Origin of the sequence: Aurantiacibacter sediminis, assembly GCF_016019885.1 — a bacterium.
GTDB classification, from domain to species: Bacteria; Pseudomonadota; Alphaproteobacteria; order Sphingomonadales; family Sphingomonadaceae; genus Alteraurantiacibacter; species Alteraurantiacibacter sediminis.
Genome location: NZ_JAEANY010000001.1, coordinates 487,365 through 506,501, shown reverse-complemented (window position 1 = coordinate 506,501; position 19,137 = coordinate 487,365). Strand labels below are relative to the sequence as shown.

Annotated in this window: 22 protein-coding genes; 16 read left to right on the top strand and 6 right to left on the bottom strand. The window is 61.6% G+C overall.

Annotated features, from left to right (window positions below):
* The first annotated feature begins 2 nt into the window (after positions 1–2).
* From I5L03_RS02635 to I5L03_RS02585, 11 genes are all read left to right on the top strand, one after another.
* Positions 3–503, top strand: coding sequence for a dihydrofolate reductase (locus I5L03_RS02635; RefSeq protein ID WP_197920139.1), 501 nt, complete (start codon positions 3–5; stop codon positions 501–503).
* Positions 503–1,684 carry a dipeptidase gene (locus I5L03_RS02630; RefSeq protein WP_407647598.1) on the top strand — a complete coding sequence of 394 codons (1,182 nt, stop codon included), beginning with the start codon at positions 503–505 and terminating at the stop codon, positions 1,682–1,684. The genes I5L03_RS02635 and I5L03_RS02630 overlap by 1 nt, the downstream gene beginning before the upstream one ends.
* Entirely contained in the window at positions 1,681–2,604 is a 924-nt protein-coding gene (locus I5L03_RS02625) for a bifunctional riboflavin kinase/FAD synthetase (protein WP_197920138.1), read from the top strand. The genes I5L03_RS02630 and I5L03_RS02625 overlap by 4 nt, the downstream gene beginning before the upstream one ends.
* On the top strand, positions 2,601–3,659 hold the full coding sequence (locus tag I5L03_RS02620; RefSeq protein WP_197920137.1) for a glycerophosphodiester phosphodiesterase family protein: 1,059 nt from the start codon (positions 2,601–2,603) through the stop codon (positions 3,657–3,659). Before I5L03_RS02625 ends, I5L03_RS02620 begins: the two co-directional genes overlap by 4 nt.
* A gap of 62 nt (positions 3,660–3,721) precedes the next feature.
* The gene (gene ileS / locus I5L03_RS02615) at positions 3,722–6,589 is read left to right on the top strand and encodes an isoleucine--tRNA ligase (RefSeq protein WP_197920136.1); all 2,868 of its coding nucleotides are present in this window, start codon (positions 3,722–3,724) and stop codon (positions 6,587–6,589) included.
* A complete protein-coding gene (gene lspA / locus I5L03_RS02610) occupies positions 6,586–7,104 on the top strand; it encodes a signal peptidase II (protein WP_197920135.1) in 519 nt (172 codons plus the stop codon). The genes ileS and lspA overlap by 4 nt, the downstream gene beginning before the upstream one ends.
* A 27-nt stretch (positions 7,105–7,131) precedes the next feature.
* Positions 7,132–7,542 carry a DUF3035 domain-containing protein gene (locus I5L03_RS02605; RefSeq protein WP_197920134.1) on the top strand — a complete coding sequence of 137 codons (411 nt, stop codon included), beginning with the start codon at positions 7,132–7,134 and terminating at the stop codon, positions 7,540–7,542.
* A gap of 106 nt (positions 7,543–7,648) precedes the next feature.
* A complete protein-coding gene (gene nadC / locus I5L03_RS02600) occupies positions 7,649–8,524 on the top strand; it encodes a carboxylating nicotinate-nucleotide diphosphorylase (protein ID WP_197920133.1) in 876 nt (291 codons plus the stop codon).
* 64 nt (positions 8,525–8,588) lie between these two features.
* Positions 8,589–9,005 carry a hypothetical protein gene (locus I5L03_RS02595; RefSeq protein WP_234034997.1) on the top strand — a complete coding sequence of 139 codons (417 nt, stop codon included), beginning with the start codon at positions 8,589–8,591 and terminating at the stop codon, positions 9,003–9,005.
* Positions 8,981–9,709 (top strand): ribonuclease T2 family protein, encoded by a 729-nt coding sequence (locus I5L03_RS02590; RefSeq protein ID WP_197920131.1) that lies wholly within the window; start codon positions 8,981–8,983, stop codon positions 9,707–9,709. The genes I5L03_RS02595 and I5L03_RS02590 overlap by 25 nt, the downstream gene beginning before the upstream one ends.
* Before the next feature lie 2 nt (positions 9,710–9,711).
* A complete protein-coding gene (locus I5L03_RS02585; RefSeq protein WP_197920130.1) occupies positions 9,712–9,903 on the top strand; it encodes a hypothetical protein in 192 nt (63 codons plus the stop codon).
* 21 nt (positions 9,904–9,924) lie between these two features.
* Here I5L03_RS02585 and I5L03_RS02580 read toward each other — a convergent pair whose 3' ends face one another.
* Positions 9,925–10,380 (bottom strand): nucleoside deaminase, encoded by a 456-nt coding sequence (locus tag I5L03_RS02580; protein ID WP_197920129.1) that lies wholly within the window; start codon positions 10,378–10,380, stop codon positions 9,925–9,927.
* Between the two features lie 114 nt (positions 10,381–10,494).
* Between I5L03_RS02580 and rpmB the strand changes: the two genes are divergently transcribed.
* The gene (gene rpmB, locus I5L03_RS02575; RefSeq protein WP_197920128.1) at positions 10,495–10,797 is read left to right on the top strand and encodes a 50S ribosomal protein L28; all 303 of its coding nucleotides are present in this window, start codon (positions 10,495–10,497) and stop codon (positions 10,795–10,797) included.
* A gap of 70 nt (positions 10,798–10,867) precedes the next feature.
* Here rpmB and I5L03_RS02570 read toward each other — a convergent pair whose 3' ends face one another.
* From I5L03_RS02570 to xseA, 4 genes are read right to left on the bottom strand one after another with little or no spacing between them, the layout of a single operon-like run.
* Positions 10,868–11,824: an esterase-like activity of phytase family protein gene (locus I5L03_RS02570; protein ID WP_197920127.1), complete on the bottom strand. Its 957-nt coding sequence runs from the start codon at positions 11,822–11,824 to the stop codon at positions 10,868–10,870.
* An 11-nt stretch (positions 11,825–11,835) separates the two neighbouring features.
* A complete protein-coding gene (locus tag I5L03_RS02565; RefSeq protein WP_197920698.1) occupies positions 11,836–12,768 on the bottom strand; it encodes a M23 family metallopeptidase in 933 nt (310 codons plus the stop codon).
* On the bottom strand, positions 12,768–12,971 hold the full coding sequence (locus I5L03_RS02560; protein WP_197920126.1) for a DUF2093 domain-containing protein: 204 nt from the start codon (positions 12,969–12,971) through the stop codon (positions 12,768–12,770). Before I5L03_RS02560 ends, I5L03_RS02565 begins: the two co-directional genes overlap by 1 nt.
* Before the next feature lie 60 nt (positions 12,972–13,031).
* A complete protein-coding gene (xseA, locus tag I5L03_RS02555; RefSeq protein WP_197920125.1) occupies positions 13,032–14,492 on the bottom strand; it encodes an exodeoxyribonuclease VII large subunit in 1,461 nt (486 codons plus the stop codon).
* Between xseA and purD the strand changes: the two genes are divergently transcribed.
* Both purD and rhuM read left to right on the top strand, forming a co-directional pair.
* On the top strand, positions 14,491–15,771 hold the full coding sequence (gene purD / locus I5L03_RS02550; protein WP_197920124.1) for a phosphoribosylamine--glycine ligase: 1,281 nt from the start codon (positions 14,491–14,493) through the stop codon (positions 15,769–15,771). The genes xseA and purD overlap by 2 nt on opposite strands.
* A 75-nt stretch (positions 15,772–15,846) precedes the next feature.
* Positions 15,847–16,866: a RhuM family protein gene (rhuM, locus tag I5L03_RS02545; RefSeq protein WP_197920123.1), complete on the top strand. Its 1,020-nt coding sequence runs from the start codon at positions 15,847–15,849 to the stop codon at positions 16,864–16,866.
* Here the strand turns inward: rhuM and I5L03_RS02540 are convergent, their stop codons facing one another.
* Positions 16,867–17,862, bottom strand: coding sequence for an adenosine kinase (locus I5L03_RS02540; protein ID WP_197920122.1), 996 nt, complete (start codon positions 17,860–17,862; stop codon positions 16,867–16,869).
* A 92-nt stretch (positions 17,863–17,954) separates the two neighbouring features.
* Here I5L03_RS02540 and I5L03_RS02535 point away from each other — a divergent pair, with 92 nt between their 5' ends.
* Positions 17,955–18,662, top strand: a complete 708-nt coding sequence (locus I5L03_RS02535; protein ID WP_197920121.1) for an EI24 domain-containing protein — start codon at positions 17,955–17,957, stop codon at positions 18,660–18,662.
* 4 nt (positions 18,663–18,666) lie between these two features.
* Complete coding sequence (locus I5L03_RS02530; RefSeq protein WP_197920120.1) at positions 18,667–19,095, top strand: hypothetical protein; 429 nt, start codon at positions 18,667–18,669, stop codon at positions 19,093–19,095.
* Positions 19,096–19,137 lie beyond the last annotated feature (42 nt).

The following is a 19,137-nucleotide window of genomic DNA, read 5'->3' as shown; positions in this document are numbered from 1 at the left end:
TTTTGACTGACGCCGCTGATCGCGAAATTCTATTCATCGTCGCCCGCGCCATCAATGGCGTGATCGCGCGCGATGGCGCCGTGCCCTGGGCAATTTCGGAAGATCTGAAAAGGTTCAAGCGCCTTACCATGGGCAAGCCGATGGTAATGGGCCGTAAGACATTCGAAAGCCTGCCCGGTCTTCTGCCCGGTCGGCGCCATATCGTGCTGACGCGATCCGAAGACTGGCAGGCCGATGGTGCCGAAGTCGCGCACGACCTCGGCGGCGCACTCGCTTTGGTGGGGGATGAGGATTTCTCCGTGATTGGCGGGGCGGAGATTTTCGACCTGTTTTGGGATCATGGTACCGTTTTCGAACTCACCGAAGTGCATGAAGACACCGAAGGCGATGTCACCATGCGCAGCCCTGCCGATGACGATAGCTGGGTCGAAGTGGCGCGCGAAGCGCGCACGGCTGAAGGCTTTCCGCCTTTCGACTTCGTCACTTTCGAGCGGCGCACGTGATCGGTCGGCTTCTCAAAGGTCTTGGCATTGTGCTGGTCGTGGCACTGGCGGGCTTCTTCATCTTCGCCCCCGGTATCGCCGAGCGAAATATGAATGTGATCGATGGCGGATCGCTGCCGGAAATTACCGATGAAGCACGCGAATTGCATGCAACGCTGACGATCGTCGATCTGCATTCGGACACTCTGATGTGGGCGCGTGATCCGGTGGAGCGCGCGGATCGCGGCCATATGGATTTGCCGCGCCTTATCGATGGCAATGTGGCGCTGCAGGTATTCTCCAGCGTCACCAAATCGCCTGCGGGCCTCAATTTTGATGAGAATTCCGCCGACGCGCGCGACAACATTACGCTGCTTGCCATCGGCCAGCTGCAGCCGGTGTCAACCTGGACATCGCTGCTCGAACGATCGCGCTGGCACGCATCGCGCCTGACCCGTGCCGCCAATCAAGCTCCCGATGCGCTGAGAACGATCCGCTCTCCCGAAGATATCGATGCCTTGCTGGAGCAGCGCAACGCGACAGGTCGCCCTATTGGCGGCCTGTTCTCGGTCGAGGGGCTGCACAATCTGGAAGGCCGCGCGGAGAACCTCCAGCGCCTGTATGATGATGGCATGCGCATGGCAGGGATCACCCATTTCTTCGACAATGAACTCGCCGGATCGATGCATGGTGAGGATAAGGGCGGCCTGACCGATTTCGGGCGCGAGATGGTGGGTGAAATGGAGCGCATGGGTGTCATCGTCGATGTCGCCCATTGCAGCCATCAATGCGTGGCCGAGCTGATCACCATGGCGCGCCGCCCGCTGGTCTCCAGCCATGGCGGGGTGCAGGCGACCTGCCCGGTCAATCGCAACCTGACCGACGATGAGATTCGCGGCGTGGCGGCGACAGGTGGAGTGATCGGCATCGGCTATTTCGACGGCGCTGTGTGCGACACTTCGCCGCAAGCCATCGTCGCCGCGATGCGCCATGTGGCGGACCTCGTCGGCGTGGAGCATGTCGCGCTTGGCAGCGATTATGACGGAACGGTGGAAGTGCGCTTCGACACGGCACAGATCGTACATGTGACGCAGGCTCTTATAGAAGACGGCTTTTCAGAGGACGAAATCCGCGCGATCATGGGATTGAACGCCCTGCGTGTCATCCGCGCCGGCATCGCCCCTATGGAGCAGGCGCCATGAGGCTTTCCCACCGCGATCCTGTCCCTGAAAGCTTGCGCGGCGCCATCGTCGCGCTCGGCAATTTCGATGGCTTTCATCGCGGGCACCAGCATGTCGTGTCCGAAGCGGTGGAGTGGGCGAAAAGCGAAGGCCGCCCGGCGATTGTCGCCACATTTGATCCCCACCCCGTGCGCCATTTCGCCCCCCATGTGCCGCCTTTCCGCCTGACGAGGCTGGACCAGCGCGAAGAGCTTTTTACCGAAGCGGGCGCAGCGGCGATGCTCGTGTTCGAATTCGGCGATGCGCTCGCCAGTATGGAAGCGGAGAGCTTCGTGCGCGACCTGCTTGGCAGCCATATCGGCGCGGCGGGTGTAGTCACGGGCGAGGACTTTACCTTCGGCAAAGGCCGCGGCGGCAATACGCAGGTCCTGCGCGAGGTCGGTGCAGACTGCGGCATTCAGGCGCGCGCCATCGGCCCGGTCGGCGATGGTGGGCAGGTCATTTCCTCCAGCCGTATCCGCGATGCGCTGAAAGCTGGCGAATGCGATACCGCCACCAGCCTGCTCAGCCGCCCATTCACCGTGCGCGGCGAAGTGATCCATGGCGACAAGCGGGGCCGCGAATTGGGCTATCCCACCGCCAATATCGACATGGGCCAATATCTGCGGCCCCGCTTCGGCATTTACGCCGTGCGCGGCAAAATACTCTCGACCGGGCAGGGGCTGACAGGCGCGGCCAATCTGGGTGTGCGCCCGCAATTCGATCCGCCCAAGGAATTGCTGGAGCCGCATTTCTTCGACTTTTCCGGAGATCTCTACGGCGAAGTTCTCGACGTGGAATTTCACCATTTCCTCCGCCCCGAAGCGAAGTTTGACGATCTGGATGCGCTGATCGCGCAGATGGGGGTCGACTGCACAAAGGCTCGTACGCTACTCGCATGAAAATCTGGCTCTATCGCGGCGCGATGGCACTTGCCGTCGCTTTTCTCATCCTGACCGTGGTCAATGCCAGCTGGCTTGCGCCGACGCCGCAGGGTAATCCTCAGCTGATCGCCCATCGCGGCGTTTCGCAGCTCTATGACAAGGAAGGCGTCGGGCGCGACACCTGCACTGCGGACCGGATCGAGGAGCCGGTGCACGATTATCTTGAGAACACGCTGCCCTCCATGGCCATGACGCTGCAGGTCGGTGCACAGATGGTGGAACTCGACATTGCGCCCACTACCGATGGCGAGATCGCGGTTTTTCATGATTGGACGCTGGACTGCCGCACCGATGGCAGCGGCGATACCCGCGATGCGAGCATGGCGGAATTGCAGGCGCTCGACGCAGGCTACGGCTACACGGCTGACGGCGGCGCAACGTTCCCATTTCGCGGCAATCCTGACAACCGCATCCCCACCCTGGAGGAAGCGCTGCAAGTGCTGTCGCGCCGCGCTATCGTCTTCAATTTTAAATCGCGCGATCCGGCAGAAGCGGACCTGCTTGCCGAGAAGCTGGAAGCCTCGGGCCGCCGGGTAGAGCGGATGGGCGATGCTTTCTACGGCCACCCGAATGTGATTGCGCGCATCCGCGAGTATTATCCCGACGCATGGTCGTGGACCGCGCCGGAGCTGGAGGAATGCTCGCGCGATTATGTCGCCTATGCCTGGACCGGCTATCTGCCGCAGAGCTGCCGGGGGCGCACACTCGTCGTGCCGCTGGACAAGCAATGGGCATTCTGGGGCTGGCCCAATCGCGCCATCGCCCGGATGGAGGAGCATGGCGGACGCGTGCTCGTGATCGGCCCGATGGACGTGGAGAATCACCCGCGCGGCCTCGCCCTGCCCGAACAGCTTCAGGAAATTCCCAGCACCTATAATGGCTATGTTTGGGTGGAGGATATCTGGACGATCGGCCCCGCCCTGCGCCCGAGTGCTGATCGCCGCCGCGCGGATGTTCGCGCCGGGTCCGAAGATGCCCTGCCCGCCCGCCGCGTGCGACTGGGGTTGGATTAGCTTTAGCAACGCGCGATGCGGTGTTGCCGTAGGGCGCGTTTGCCCTTACTTGCCTGCGCCCTATGAGCGAAGAATCTAGCAAGCGAGATTACCGGGACACCGTCTTTCTGCCGAAGACCGATTTTCCCATGAAGGCCGGCCTTCCGCAGAAGGAACCGGGCATTCTTGCGCGCTGGGAAGACGATGGCGTCTACAAGGCGCTGCGCAAGGCGCGTGCAGGGCGCGAGAAATTCGTGCTGCATGATGGCCCGCCCTACGCCAATGGCAATATCCATATCGGCCATGCGCTGAACAAGGTGCTGAAGGATGCGGTCGTCCGCACGCAGAGCCTGCTTGGGCGTGATGCGCCCTATGTGCCCGGCTGGGACTGCCACGGCCTGCCCATCGAATGGAAGGTCGAGGAAAAGTACAAGAAGAAGAAGCGCAACAAGGATGAAGTCCCGGTGCGCGAATTCCGCCGGGAATGCCGCGAATATGCCGCCGAATGGGTCGGCGTGCAGCGCGAACAATTCAAGCGCCTCGGCATCACGGGTGAGTGGGACAAGCCGTATTTGACGATGGCTCCCGCAGCCGAAGCGGGCATCGTTGCCGAATTGCTCAAGTTTGCAGAGAGTGGCCAGCTCTATCGCGGCGCGAAGCCGGTGATGTGGAGCCCGGTTGAAAAGACCGCGCTGGCCGAGGCCGAAGTCGAATACGAGGACATCACCTCGACGCAGATCGATGTGGCGTTTGAGATCGTCGAGAGCCCCATCGAGGAGTTGGTCGGCGCGCATGCGGTGATCTGGACAACCACGCCGTGGACGATCCCTGTGAACCAGGCATTGGCTTATGGCCCTGACCTTTCCTACGATGTCGTCGAATGGAACGGGAAGCGCATGCTTGTCGCCTTTGGTTGCCAAGCAGAATCAATGAAGCGTTGGGGCTACGAGCCAACCACCGGTGAAGGTGGCTTGGTTGGCTCAATCAAAGGCTCTGACCTCGCCGGCACAATCTGCCGCCACCCAATGCACCATCTCGGCGGGTTCTTTGCCGAGCCGCGTCCGCTGCTTGCGGGCGACTTTGTCACCACCGACAGCGGTACTGGCCTCGTGCACATGGCACCCGACCATGGCGAGGACGATTTCGACCTCTGCAAGGCGCATGGCATCAATCCGAAGTTCGTGGTCGATGCCGACGGGCGTTACCGCGAGGATTGGGAATGGCTGCCGCGCACCGATGCGCGCAATGGCTCGGTCATCAACCCCAAATTCAACGCGCCCGACGGGCCGATTTGTTCGGACCTGCGTGAGGCAGGCGCACTGCTCTCGGCTTCCGCCGATTACGAGCATTCCTACCCGCATTCGTGGCGCTCCAAAGCCAAGGTCATCTATCGCTGCACCCCGCAATGGTTCGTGCCGATGGACAAGCCCTCCGTCACCCCAGCGGAAGCTGGGGTCTCTGAGAGCAGCGCGGAAAGCGGCGAGATCCCAGCGTCCGCTGGGATGACGTTGAGGGATGTGGCCCTCTCCGAAATCGACAAAACGCGGTTCGTTCCGGCGAAGGGCAAGAACCGGATCGGCTCGATGGTCGAGGGGCGTCCCGACTGGGTTCTGTCCCGCCAGCGCGCATGGGGCGTGCCGATCACGCTGTTCGTCGATCGCAAGACCGGCGAATATCTCGTCGATCCGGCGGTCAACCAGCGCATAGTGGAAGCGATCATGGCGGACGGTGTCGATGCGTGGTCCGAAGAGAACGCGCAGGCGCTGCTCGGCGCGAGCTACAAGCTCGAAGACTACGAGATGATCGGCGACATCCTCGATGTCTGGTTCGATAGCGGCTCGACGCACGCCTTCGTGCTCGAAAGCGATAATTGGCCGGACCTGCAATCGCCTGCCGACCTCTACCTGGAAGGCAGTGACCAGCACCGCGGCTGGTTCCAGTCCTCCCTGCTCGAAAGCTGCGCCACGCGCGGCCACGCGCCTTACAAGAGCGTGCTGACCCACGGCTTCACCATGGCGGCGGACGGGCGCAAGATGTCAAAGAGCCTCGGCAACACGGTCGATCCGCTGAAGGTGATGGAGGAATACGGTGCCGACATCATCCGCCTGTGGGCGCTGAGCGTCGATTACACCGAAGACCATCGCATCGGGCCGGAAATTCTGAAGGGCGTTGCCGACCAGTATCGCAAGCTACGCAACACCTTCCGCTATATGCTCGGCGCGCTCGGCGGTTTCGACGAAAACGAACGCGTCGATGTCAGCGAAATGCCCGAGCTGGAGCGGTATATGCTCAGCCTGCTGGGTGAGCTGGATGCGAAGCTGCGCCAGTGCATTCACGATTACGACTTCAACGCCTATACCCGCTCGCTCGTCGATTTCATGAATGAGGACCTTTCGGCCTTCTTCTTCGATATCCGCAAGGACCGGCTCTATTGCGATGCGCCCGGCAGCGTGGAGCGCCGCGCCTACCGCACCGTGCTCGACACGCTGTTCCACGCGCTGATCCGCTATGCCGCGCCGGTACTGGTGTTCACCAGCGAAGAAGTGTGGGGCACCCGCTACCCCGATGCCGGCAGCGTGCACATGCTGGAGCTGGAGCCGATCCCCGCAGCCGATGCCAATTCGGACCGCTGGGAAAAGCTGCGCGACCTTCGTGAACGGGTGATGGAAGCCATCGAGCCGCTGCGCCGCGAGAAGACCATCCGCTCCGGCCTGGAAGCCGAAGTCACCGTGCCCGCAAGCGCCGTGCCTGAAGGCTTCAGCGCCGAGGATCTCGCCACGCTGTTCATCACCGGTGAGGTGACGCTCGGCGATGCAGATGAAGTGTCAGTCACCAATAGCCCCGATGCCAAATGTGGCCGATGCTGGCGCCTCCTCCCCGAAGTCGAGGAAGATGGCGACCTTTGCAATCGCTGCGAAAGCGTGGTTGCCGAAATGGATGCCAGCGCATGAGCCAGCTCAACAAGTTCCGCGCCATCGGCCTTGCTGTTGCCGCGATCATCTTCGCGCTGGACCAATGGGTGAAGCACTTTGTCGTCAACGATCTCGGCCTTGACCAGATCGGCGAGAACTACCCGATCCTGCCATTCTTCGATTTCACCCGCACCAACAATTACGGCGTCTCGCTCGGCATGTTCGAGGCGACCAGCGTGGAAATGCGCTGGATCCTCGTCGGCGTCACCGCGCTCATCGCGCTTGTCGTCCTCATATGGATGTTCCGGGAGAAACTCTTCGGAGACATTCTCGCGCTCAGCCTGATTCTGGGCGGGGCAGCGGGCAATATCCGTGATCGCGCGCTGTATGGCTATGTCATCGATTATGCCGATTTCCACATTGGGGACTTTCGCCCCTTCCTGATTTTCAATATTGCCGATGCTGCAATAACCATCGGCGTGGTGATTATCCTTGCCCGCGCGCTGTTCATGCGCGAGAAACCCGAGGGCGAGCAGGACACTGCAAACGAATAAGCGCTGAGCCGCTAGAGAGTAGAGACAATGGCCAAATTCACCCGCATCATCATTCTGGCAACTGCCGCAACGGGCCTTACCGCCTGCGGTGGTATCGATGTCGCCAGCCGCGAACGCCCGGACGAGTTCGCCGTGCAGCGTCAGGCGCCGCTGGTGATCCCGCCCGATTTCCACATGGTCCCGCCAGAGCCCGGCGCACCGCGCCCGGTTGAAGGCACCGCGTCGGAGCAGGCTCTCGAGGCGCTGTTCGGCGGCCCTGCCGCGCGCAGCGAAGTGGAAACCAGCGCGCTGGAAGCGGCCGGCACGGCAGAGCCGGGCATCCGCACGGTCGTCGGCTTTCCGGAGACTTTCACGGTCGACAAGGGTTTGGACGTGCGCACGATCCTCGCCGCTCCTGAAGGCAATGGCCAGACAGCGCAGGCTGTCATCCCGAGCTGATCGAGGCTTTTTAACCGATCCGAAAACCGCGGCGCGAGGCTCAGCTTCAGCGCCGCTTTTTCATGCGTGCTTGAGAGTGCTGGCGGAAAGCGCCATGACAGCCCCCATGACCGATTTCACGCTGACCGGCTTCGACCTTGACCGCTTCGTGCGGGAAACCCTTGCAGAAGATTTAGGCGAAGGCCTTCCCGGTGGTGGCCGCGATGTGACTGCCGAATCGGTGATTCCGGCAGATGCGCGCTTTTCAGGCGTCATGGACAGCCGCGATGCGATCACGGTTGCAGGCCTCCCCGTTGCTGTCGCTTTTTTCCGCCACCTCGACCCCGACATGACCATAGAGGTGCTGGTGGAGGAAGGCGCGCAGGTCACCCCCGGCACCGATCTGATGCGCCTGTCCGGCAATGCCCGCGCCATGCTGACGGCAGAGCGGAGCGCGCTCAACACCGTGCAACATCTCTCCGGCATCGCCACCATGGCGCGGCAATATGTCGATGCGATGCGTGCAGGCGGTGACAATCAGGATTGCACGTTGCTCGATACGCGCAAGACCATTCCGGGTCTTCGCCATCTGGAGAAATATGCCGTACGCCAGGGCGGCGCGAGCAATCACCGCATGGGCTTGTGGGATGCCGCCATGATCAAGGATAATCACATCCTGGTCGCCGGCAATGTCGGTGAAGCAGTGCGCCGCGCGCGCGATGCAGGCGTCGAGCACATCATTTGCGAAGTCGACCGGATCGACCAGATCGAGCCTGCACTGGCCGCTGGCGCAGACCATCTGCTCCTCGACAATATGTCGCCTGAAACGCTGCGCGAAGCGGTTCAGCTGGTGGCAGGCCGCGTGAAAAACGAGGCATCAGGCGGCATCAATCTCGAGACCATTCACGCAAAGGCAGCATCAGGCGTCGATTACGTCTCCGTCGGCCGCCTCACGCAAAGCGCTCCGGCCGCCGATATCGGTCTCGATTTTACCGTCGCTTAGGCTTTGTCTTTACCGGAAGGCACAGGTCTGCCATTCCGATGATCAGTCACAGCAAATGGGGAGAATGACTGTGCGGCCCGATGCCATCCGAAAGTTCGATCTGTTTTTTCTGGCCAGTATAGCGCTGGGCCTGGCGAGCGGTCTGCTGAATTTCGATACGCAAGTTGGCGCGCTCGCGCAGGAATGGACGCAGGTCGGGCTGCAGGACCAGGCGGAGAATTTCATTATTGGAGTCACCATCCTTGGCTTCGCGGTCAATATGCTGCTCTGGTATCTCGCCTCCCGCAAAAGGCAGGGCTGGGTGAAATGGGTGCTTGTCGTGTTCGTCGCCTTTTCCGCCGTGTCGGCCATTACTGCCTTGGCGAGCGATGTGGGATCGTTAAGCCTGACCGGCGCGATTGCGCTGCTGCTTAAGGCGATTGCGGTCTTCTTCCTCTTCCAGCCCGACGCGAAAGCATGGTTTTCCGGTCAGGTAAGCTGATCCGCGCTTTTGCATGGCTGCTGGCAGCCGCTCTGCTGCCTGCACAGGCGGCAGCGCAGGCCTATCAATGCCGCATCCCGCAAGGCCGCATCACCCTGCCGGAAATCGAGCCCGATGGCCCTGTCCGACAGACACGCGTCACCGGCTACACGCTGGCGCTGAGCTGGAGCCCCGAATTCTGCCGCCTACGTGAAGACGCGCCGCGCCATGCGCGCCAATGCTCAGGCCGAGACGGTCGTTTCGGCTTTATCGTGCACGGTCTATGGCCAGAGGGGCCGCGCGGGCAATGGCCGCAATGGTGCGGCACGCGCGGCGAGCCCTCGGCGCGGGAAGTCGCAGCATCGCTCTGCATGCAGCCGGACACCCGCCTGATCGCGCGGCAATGGGCCAAGCACGGCAGTTGCATGACGAGCAATGCCGATACCTATCTGCGCGTGACACGCATACTCTGGAACAGCCTGCGCTGGCCAGATTTCGACCGTATCTCGCGCGACCGTGATTTGACCGCCGGGACGATCCGCACGCGGCTTTCCGATGCCAATCCCGGGCTACCCGCCAGCGCCATCGGCCTTGATGTCAACGAGCGCGGGTGGCTGGAGGAATTGCGGATTTGCTATGGCGCGGACTTTATGCCCGTGTCGTGTGATAGTCGACGCTTCGGGCCTGACGACATTGACGAAGTGCGCATCTGGCGGGGGATGTGAATTTGGCAAGAGAAGCGTCGATCCAAAAACAGCTTCAGGATGCACGGCTCGCCATCAAGCGACAGCTGCAGCTGCTTTCCAGCCCTGCCGATGGTGGCGGCGCAGGCGATCCACCTGATAATGCTAAGTTGATTGCTATGCTGAAGGAACAATTGGCTGAAATCGACCAGTTGCTTTCTCAAAAACGTTGGTGATCTCTAGCGTTTCGGTCGGAACTATCTCCGTTCCCTGAAAAATTCGCGCAACAACTCCCCCGCCTCGCCTTCAGCCATGCCGGAATAGACCTCAGGTCGGTGCAGGCATTGCTCCTGATCGAACACGTGGGCGCCGTGATCGACGGCGCCGCCCTTGGGGTCACTTGCCGCATAATATAGCCGCGCGATGCGCGCGTGGCTGATTGCGCCCGCGCACATGGCGCAGGGTTCCAGCGTCACGAAGAGATCGCAGCCGGTCAGGCGTTCATCGCCAAGATGCTTGGCCGCGCGGCGAATCGCTTCGATTTCGGCATGGGCCGTCGGATCGGGGCTGGAGCGAGTCAGATTGTAGCCTTCTCCGATTATCGCACCGTTCTTGACGACTACCGCGCCGACCGGCACTTCGCCCACACGCGCGGCTTCGCGCGCCAATTCGAGGGCACGCGTCATTGCTTCGGGAGTGGGCCAACGGGTCATTGCCCCATGCGCTAGGGCCCGGAGTTGCTTGACGCAAGCGCCCCCCACCGCTATGCGCGCGCCTTTCCCAGCTTAAAGCTGTAACCGAATCACAAATTAGCGAGAGATTTCGCCATGTCGCGCATCTGCGAACTTACCGGCAAGGGCCGCCAGGTCGGCAACAATGTTAGCCACGCCAACAACAAGACCAAGCGGGTATTCCTGCCCAACCTGCAGAACGTCACGCTGCTGAGCGAAAAGCTCGACCGTGCGTTCAAGTTCCGCGTCTCCACGCACGGCCTGCGCAGTGTTGAGCACAATGGCGGTCTCGACAACTGGCTGCTGAAGACTCGCGACGAGAAGCTTTCGACGCGCGCGCTCAAGGTGAAGCGTGAGCTGAAGAAAGCCCTGAACGATTCTGGGGCTGAAGCGGCCTAAGCTTCGGCGGTCAAAAACGAAATTTATGGCGCGCGAGGGTTATCCTTCGCGCGCTTTTTCGTACTTGCGATCAGGGCGCGTAGACCAACCGCGCCAGCAGGGTGCGCTGGAAGGCGGAGAAATTGTCGTCTGAAATCAGCCACAGTTCGGCTGCACCACCGGGCAGCGGACGCACCGCAAGCCCTTCATAATTCTCGCGCGGCACAATGCCTTCAAGACTGGCGAGCAATTGCGGCCTCCAGATCGCATCGGGAACGGGGGACTCGCCCACCACCAGCAGGCTTTCGAACGTGGGAAGCGGTAACGGAGAGAAGCGCCGCATAAGCACCAGCACCCGGCCATCCGGTAATTGCGAGGCATCGGTCGGGCGGTAATCCGCGACAGGCCATTCGACGGGGAAGCTCGCCAATTCGGCTCCATCTGCGGGATCGCCTGTAAAGACATAGCCGTCATTCTGGCCCTCCGCGAAAGCGAGAAACTGTCCGTCCGCCAGCCGAACCAACGCCTCTAGCCCCGCATTGAGTGGAAGGCTGAGCTCTTCCTCCAGCAATCGCACCGCTTCCGCTGAGTCGTCTGCGCCATACCGGTGGATCGCATGAGTCGCTTCGTAAGAAAGCCAATAGGCAGAGCCATCAGGCGCAGAGGTCGCCGCCTCGATGTCGAAGAGCGAGAGGCCGAAACCATCGGCAGGGATAACCTGAGCGGTATTCATGCCCGCCGGCCCGTTCTCTTCCATGGTAAAAGTGAGTCGCCAATTGCGGTCGGAAAATGCGCGCAATTGATCATTCGGCATCGCGATCAGGGCGGAGAAGCCGCCAAAGCCGGCGCCTGATCCATTCACTTCCCAAACATGGGTCGCGGTAACTTGCCCCTGTCCCGATGCCTTGGGCACGGCAAGTTGCGTCACATTAAAGTGGTCGGAGGGACGCAGCGATACAGGGCTGCGCCACCAGCTGAGCACCAGCAGCAGCACGCCGATTACAATGAGCAGGACAAGCCTTTTGCGGCGACGGATCGAGGAAAGCACCTGCCGCCTGGTTATGGCATGGGGCCGACAAACAGCAGCGGATCAAGCCGCGCCAGGTGCCATTTGATGCTCCAATGCAGATGCGGACCCGTTGCGCGGCCGGTCGCGCCGATCAGGCCGAGCCGATCGCCCTGTTGCACCCGCTGTCCCTCGGTCACGAAGATCTGCGAGCTATGCAGGAACGCGCTGTTCAGACCCGCGCCGTGATCGATGATGATCAGATGGCCTTCGAGGCTGAAAGGATCATCCGCCGCCAGCGTCACCACGCCATCGGCGGGAGCGACAAAGGGCACGCCTGCACCGGGCGCAATATCCAGGCCGGAGTGATAGCTGCCGGGTTCACCGCGATAGATGCGCTGCGAGCCGAAACGGCCCGAAATGCGCCCGGTAACCGGCCAGATGAAGTCCTGCTTCCACCCATCGCTGTCCGAATTGGCGGTGCGTGCATCCCAGATCGCGTCGAGCTCCGGCTGGCGGCGGCGCATGAAGGCTTCGCTCGCTCCGCCGGGTCGGCGAGCGACGTTGACGTGTTCGATATTCCAGTCGCGCAGGGAGACGGTGATCGGGCTGCGCACTTCTCGGCCGTTTTCAAGTGTCGCTACCAATTCGGTCGTGCGCTCAGCGTCGCGGTCAAAAGCTGCGAAAAACCGCCCCTCGTCATCAAGTGACAATTCCTGTTCGCCCAAGCGCGCAGTTGCGGTGCCGCCGGGAGCTTGGCCCCGGATCCATCCGCCTTGCGTCAGCTCACCGTCATACAGGAACGTTGAGGGCCCGGTTGGGGTCGGCGTGGGGGCAGGAGCAGGCGCAGGAATGGGCGCTGGCGTAGCGGTGGCGACGGGTTGCACCGTTTCGGTGTTTTCCGATGTGGCCTCAACTGAAGGTACGACGGCGCATCCGGCAATCAGCGCGATAATCGCGGGCCCTGCAAACCAGGCCTTGCCCATCACGCCTCGTCCATCGCGCGCTGGGTCGACAATTCAGCAGTCGCATAAGCTTCCTGTCGATCGACGCTCCAATAACGAAGCTCTTCCAGCGGAACGGGCACGCCGCTCACAGCACAGGGCACGAAATGTCCCGGCTTGATGACGCGAAAGCCATTCGGCCCGTAGAGCAAAGTGGCGGCGTTTTCTGACGAATTCATGAGCATCTCCCCTATTTAGGGGCAGCTTGGCAACAAAGCAATTTGCACGCCACAGGACCGAAAGGCCTAGAACAGCTCTGTCTGGCCGGTATCTGCGTCTTTCGGCTTCGCCTTGGCTGCCTTGCGCGGCTTTCGAGGCGAGTCGCCCGGCACGGCCCTGATTTCTCCATCGGAGAACCGGATGCCGAGCACTGGCTCGCTTCCAGCCGCCGCCGCTGTCGTGACCGCCTTGCCATCTCCATCGAGCACCATGGCATAGCCACGCGCCAAGGGTTTTTCGGGATGCAATTGCTCGGCGAGGCGGGCCAGCGCATCAAGCTGCTGGCGGCGTTCCGCAATTGGCCGGCTGACAAGCGCTGACACCAATCGCGCCGAGGTGAGCCGCTGCGATGCATCGCGCAACGCGCTGCGCAGGATGCCGGGCGAAAGGCGTGCCTCAGCCAGCCGCTCGCGCCCCTTGGCCGCGCGATCGATCAATCCCTGTCGCAGGCGCGCACCTAGATCGTCGAGCCGCTGTGCGTGGGGCTGCAGCAATTGCTCTGCGCCCGGCAGGCGCTGCACGCGTGCCTCCAGCCGCTCACGGCCAAGATCGAGTGGGCGCCGCACCACTTTGCGCTGGCGCAGCGCGAGATCATCGAGCGTCGCCTCCAGTTCGCGTTTCACAGGCACGGCGATTTCCGCCGCTGCCGTCGGCGTAGGCGCACGCTTGTCGGCAGCGAAATCGCAAAGCGTCGTATCGGTTTCATGCCCGACGGCGCTGATGACTGGAATAGGCGATTCGGCGACAGCGCGCACAACCGGCTCTTCGTTGAAGGCCCACAGATCCTCGATTGAACCGCCGCCGCGCGCCACGATCAGCAAGTCGGGCCTCGGCACTGCGCCGCCCGGCTCCAGAGCGCCGAACCCACGCACCGCCACCGCAACTTGCTCTGCCGCGCCCTGCCCCTGCACCAGCACCGGCCAGACCAGCACATGCGTAGGAAAGCGATCTTCGAGACGGTGCAGGATATCGCGGATCACGGCCCCGGTCGGTGACGTCACGACGCCGATAACCTTAGGTGCGAAGGGCAGGCGGCGGACATTGCCGAAGAGGCCTTCCGCCTCGAATTTCTTGCGGTTCTTTTCCAGCAGGGCGAGCAGCGCGCCCTCGCCCGCGATCTCCATCCGATCGACCACAATCTGGTATTTGGAGCGTCCCGGATACGTCGTCAGCTTGCCGCTTGCGACCACTTCAATGCCGTCTTCCGGCTGGAAAGGCAGCCGCCCGGCATTGCCGCGCCACATCACCGCATCGAGTACCGCGCCCTCATCCTTGAGGCTCATATAGACATGGCCCGATGCCGCCCGCTTCACGCCCGAAAGCTCTCCGCGCAGCCGCACGAAGCCGAAACGATCCTCGACCGTGCGCTTCAGCGCCTGCGAAATTGCGGTAATCGATAGCGGCGCGGCATTGTCGCCATCGCGGCCCTTCGCTACCAGACCGCCATCGCCCGAAGCAGCATCGCCATATGGAGTATCGTCAGCCATGAATATCCTTGTCCTGGGTTCGGGCGGGCGCGAACATGCCCTGTGCTGGAAGCTGGCGCAATCCGCAGCTGTGGCCGAGCAGGGCGGAACGCTATACGTATCCCCGGGCAATCCGGGAATGGCCGAATGCGCGCAGTTGGTGAGCCTGGATGCGGGCGATCATGATGCGGTGATCGGCTTTGCCAAAGAGCACGACATCGGGCTTGTCGTGATCGGCCCCGAGGCACCACTGGTCGATGGGCTGGCGGACAGTCTGTCGGCAGCCGGCATCCCCACCTTCGGGCCGGGCAAGGAAGCTGCCCAGCTCGAAGGCTCCAAGGCCTTTACCAAGGAGATGTGCGACCGGGCGGGCATCCCTACTGCTGGCTATGTGCGCTGCACCTCGCTGGAACAGGCGCGTCAGGCGCTCAGCACTTTCGCCCCGCCCTTCGTGCTGAAAGCCGATGGGCTGGCTGCGGGCAAAGGCGTGGTCATCGCTGACAGTATCGACCACGCCGAAGAAGCGCTGGAAGACATGTTCGGCGGCAAATTCGGTGCCGCGGGCGCTGAGGTGGTGATCGAGGAATTCATGGCAGGCGAGGAAGCCAGCTTCTTTGCCATCACCGATGGCGAGACGGTCGTGCCCTTCGGCACGGCGCAGGATCACAAGCGCGTGGGCGATGGCGATACCGGGCCCAATACCGGCGGCATGGGCGCCTACAGCCCGGCCCGCGTACTGACTGACGAGCTGGTGGCGGAAACGCTCGAGAGGATCATCTTCCCCACGGTGCGGCAGATGCGCAAGGACCGTCATGCCTACCAAGGCGTTCTCTATGCAGGCCTCATGCTGACCGATGAGGGCGTGAAGCTGGTCGAATACAACGCCCGCTTCGGCGATCCCGAATGCCAGGTGCTGATGATGCGGCTGCAGAGCGATCTCGCCGATTACATGCTCGCCTGCGCCAAGGGGACCCTCGGCGACATGCCGGAACCGGAATTCAGTGACGACACAGCCATGACCGTGGTGATGTGCGCGAAGGGCTATCCCGGCACGCCCGAAAAAGGCGGTGCTATCCATCTCGGCCATGCCGAAGCCACCGGGGCCAAGGTCTTCCACGCGGGCACGAAGCTCGAAGGCGATCAGCTCGTCGCCAATGGCGGCCGGGTGCTGAATGTCACCGCGCTGGGCAAGGACACGAAAGCCGCCCGCGATGCCGCCTACGCGGCCGTTTCAGCCGTTGAGTTCCCCAGCGGCTTCTATCGGAGCGATATCGGCTGGCGGGAGCTGGAGCGGGGATAACACACTCATCTTCTCGCAGATAGAAGATCATCGTGTTATATGTTCTTGATTAGTTCCAACCGATTCGAGAATGCGATGTCTGATATTGAACCTGTTCACCTCCAAGAGGATGAGGGAACCGGAGATCACTTTCTCGTCTATGGCGACGGAACGGGCTTACATGTCGAAGTAAACTATTCAGGTGATCAGCTCTGGATGACCCAGGCCCAGATCGGATCTCTCTATGGCCGTGACATCTCTACTATTTCTCGGCACATCTCGAATATCCTTGAAGAAGGAGAGCTCGAAGAGGCGACTTCTTTGCAAAAAGCGCAAACAAGTCTCGGCAGACCTGCAACTCTCTACAGCCTCGATATGGTCATTTCGGTTGGCTACCGAGTTGCCTCAAAGCAAGCGACGCTTTTCCGCAAATGGGCCACTGAGAAGCTCGTGCAGTTTGCCACAAAAGGTTTCGTGATTGACTCAGCTCGGCTGAAGAACCCTGAATATCGAGACAGGCTAAAAGAACTTAAGGAAATCATTCGCGACATCCGAGCGGACGAAGCGAATGTTTACCGAGAGCTTCGACAAATTTGCGCAATGTGCCAAGATTATGATGGCAAGTCACAGGTTTGGCAGGAATTCTACAGGAACACGCAAGCCAAGCTCGTTTACGCGGTATGTTCAGACACTCCCGCTGGGGTGATTGCAAGTAGAGCCGATGCATCCGAGCCCAATATGGGACTTCAATCATGGCCAAACGAGAACATCCGAAAATCAGATGTTGCCATCTCAAAAAATTACCTTGGCGAAGGCGAGGTTCGTGAGTTGAACAGGTTGACGACTATGTTGTTGGACATGTTCGAAGACCAAGTTGAGCTCGGGAGACTAACGCTTATGCATGAAGTCAGTGCCTTCCTCGACAGCCAACTCAAGACTTTGGGCCGAGTCGTCTTGCAACATGGTGGTCGTGTCAAAATGACCGCAGCCAAACGTCATGCTGAACAGGCTTATGCAACATTCGACAAGAGGAGGAAGGATAATCGCCAAGCGGATGCTGATGCTAAGATCACCGAAATAAAGAGGGCGGCCAAATCCCTCACAAAGAAGAGCTAATTAGCCCAGCTTCTCCGCCATCAGCGCTTTCATATCGACTTCCGGACGCGGGCCGTAATGGCTGATCACTTCGGCGGCGGCCACAGCGCCGCGCTTGAGGCAGGCGTCGATTGGTTCACCCTTGGCATGGCCTGAGAGGAAGCCTGCGGCGAACTGGTCACCCGCGCCAGTCGTGTCGACGACCTTGTCGATCGGCTCTGCCGCGGTTTCGAAGCGCTCTCCATTCGCCACGCAAATCGCGCCCTTGGCGCTGCGGGTAGCGACAAGGACGGGCACTTTGTCCTGCACAGCGGCGATGCCGGCGTCGAAATCATCCTCGCCTGTCAGCGTGGCGAGTTCATGCTCGTTGACGAACAGGATATCGATCACGCCGTCATCAATCATCTGGCGGAAATCGTCGCCATGGCGATCAATCACGAAGCTTTCGCTGGCGGTGAAGGCGACCTTGCGGCCCGCCGCCTTGGCCACATCGATGGCGCGGCGCATGGCCTTGCGCGGCTCTTCCGGATCCCAGAGATAACCTTCGAGATAAAGAATCGCGCCGCTGGCAATCAGATTTTCATCGAGCGCGCCCGCGGGCAGGAATTGTCCAGCGCCGAGGAAGGTGTTCATCGTGCGCTCGCCATCGGGCGTGACGAAAATCATCACGCGGCCTGTCGCCGGCTCGCCTTCGCGGGCGGGCGTGTCGAAATCGATGCCGGTTGCGCGCATGTCATGACGAAAAACCTCGCCCAGCTGATCGTCGGCGACCTGACCGATGAAGGCGCATTGCAGGCCGAGCGTGCTCAAACCGGCCAGAGTGTTGGCCGCCGAACCACCCGACAGTTCGCGCGCCGGCGGCATTGCGTCGTAGAGTTCCTTCGCCCGCTCCTCATCGATCAGCGTCATGCCGCCGCGATTGAGGCCCAGCTCCTCAATCAACTCATCGCTGCACGATGCGATCACGTCCACCACGGCATTGCCGATGGCGATAACGTCGTAACGGGGTTCGGTCATGAAAACTCCTGATGCGGTAATAATCGATTATTTGGCGGGTTTCGCCGCGTCGGCGTTGACTTGGCGGAAGGGCCGCGCAATCGCAACCCAAGATGACACGGCTCGGAAAATCTTTGGCGCTTGGCTTCGGACAGCTGTTCGATGGCGCGGTGCTGCGCATCCTCTTGAAAAGCCTCGCCGTGACGCTGGTGGTTTTTGTGGGTGTGGCGTTTCTTGGGTGGAACCTGCTCGACTGGGCACTGCTGAGCGGCGGGCTGGAGGATGACAGTTTTGCAGGGGCAGGCGCGGTGCGAGGAGCGGTGTCGCTGGTACTGGCAATCATAGGGCTCTGGCTCGTCTGGCGCCTCGTGGCGATGACGGTGGTGCAATTCTTCGCCGACGAAGTCGTGCTGGCGGTTGAACGCAAACACTACCCTGAGGAAGCCAGCATGGCGCGCGAGCTGGGCTTTGCCGAACAGGCGCGCAATGCGGGCCGCTCCGCCCTGCGCGCGCTGCTATTCAACCTTATCGCGCTGCCTATAGCAGTCCTGCTGCTGGTAACCGGTGTGGGCACTTTTGTCGTCTTCTGGTTCGTCAATGCGCTGTTGGTAGGCCGCGAATTGCAGGACATGGTCTGGCTGCGTCATCAAGGGAGTGCAGCTGATGGTCCGCCGGTCAGCAAAGGAGAGCGCTTCCTGCTGGGCGGAGCGATTGCCGGACTACTCGCTGTGCCATTTGCGAATCTGCTCGCTCCCGTGCTCGGCGCAGCAAGTGCCACTCACCTCATCCATCGGAACCGCCGTTTGCAGAAAGCTTCCTGACCCCATGCGCCTTCTCGCGACTTTCGCATCCTTTGCTTTACTTTCCGCCTGCGCCACCACGCCGCAGGACGTGCCGCCACCTCCGCCGCGCCCGGTCGATGAGACGACGCAGGTGCCACCTTCCGCTCCTGCAGCCCCGCGCGCGATCGGTAGTGTTCCCGCACCGCGCATCATGGAGGGCCCCGGCCTCGGCGGCATCATCCGCGAGCCGGCTGCCGTCCTGACGCGCCGCTTCGGCGAGCCACGCCTCAATGTGCGCGAAGGCGATATGCGCAAGCTGCAGTTTTCAGGGCAGGCTTGCGTGCTCGATGTGTTTCTGTATCCGCTCGCGCCGGGCGCAGAGCCCGTCGCCACATGGGTGGAGGCACGCCGCGCGTCTGATGGTGCGGCGGTCGATCGGCTCGCCTGCATCCAGGCGCTGTCGTCTCGATAAGTTACTCTGGCTGAGGCCCCAGTGCGTAGGCGACTCAGCTGA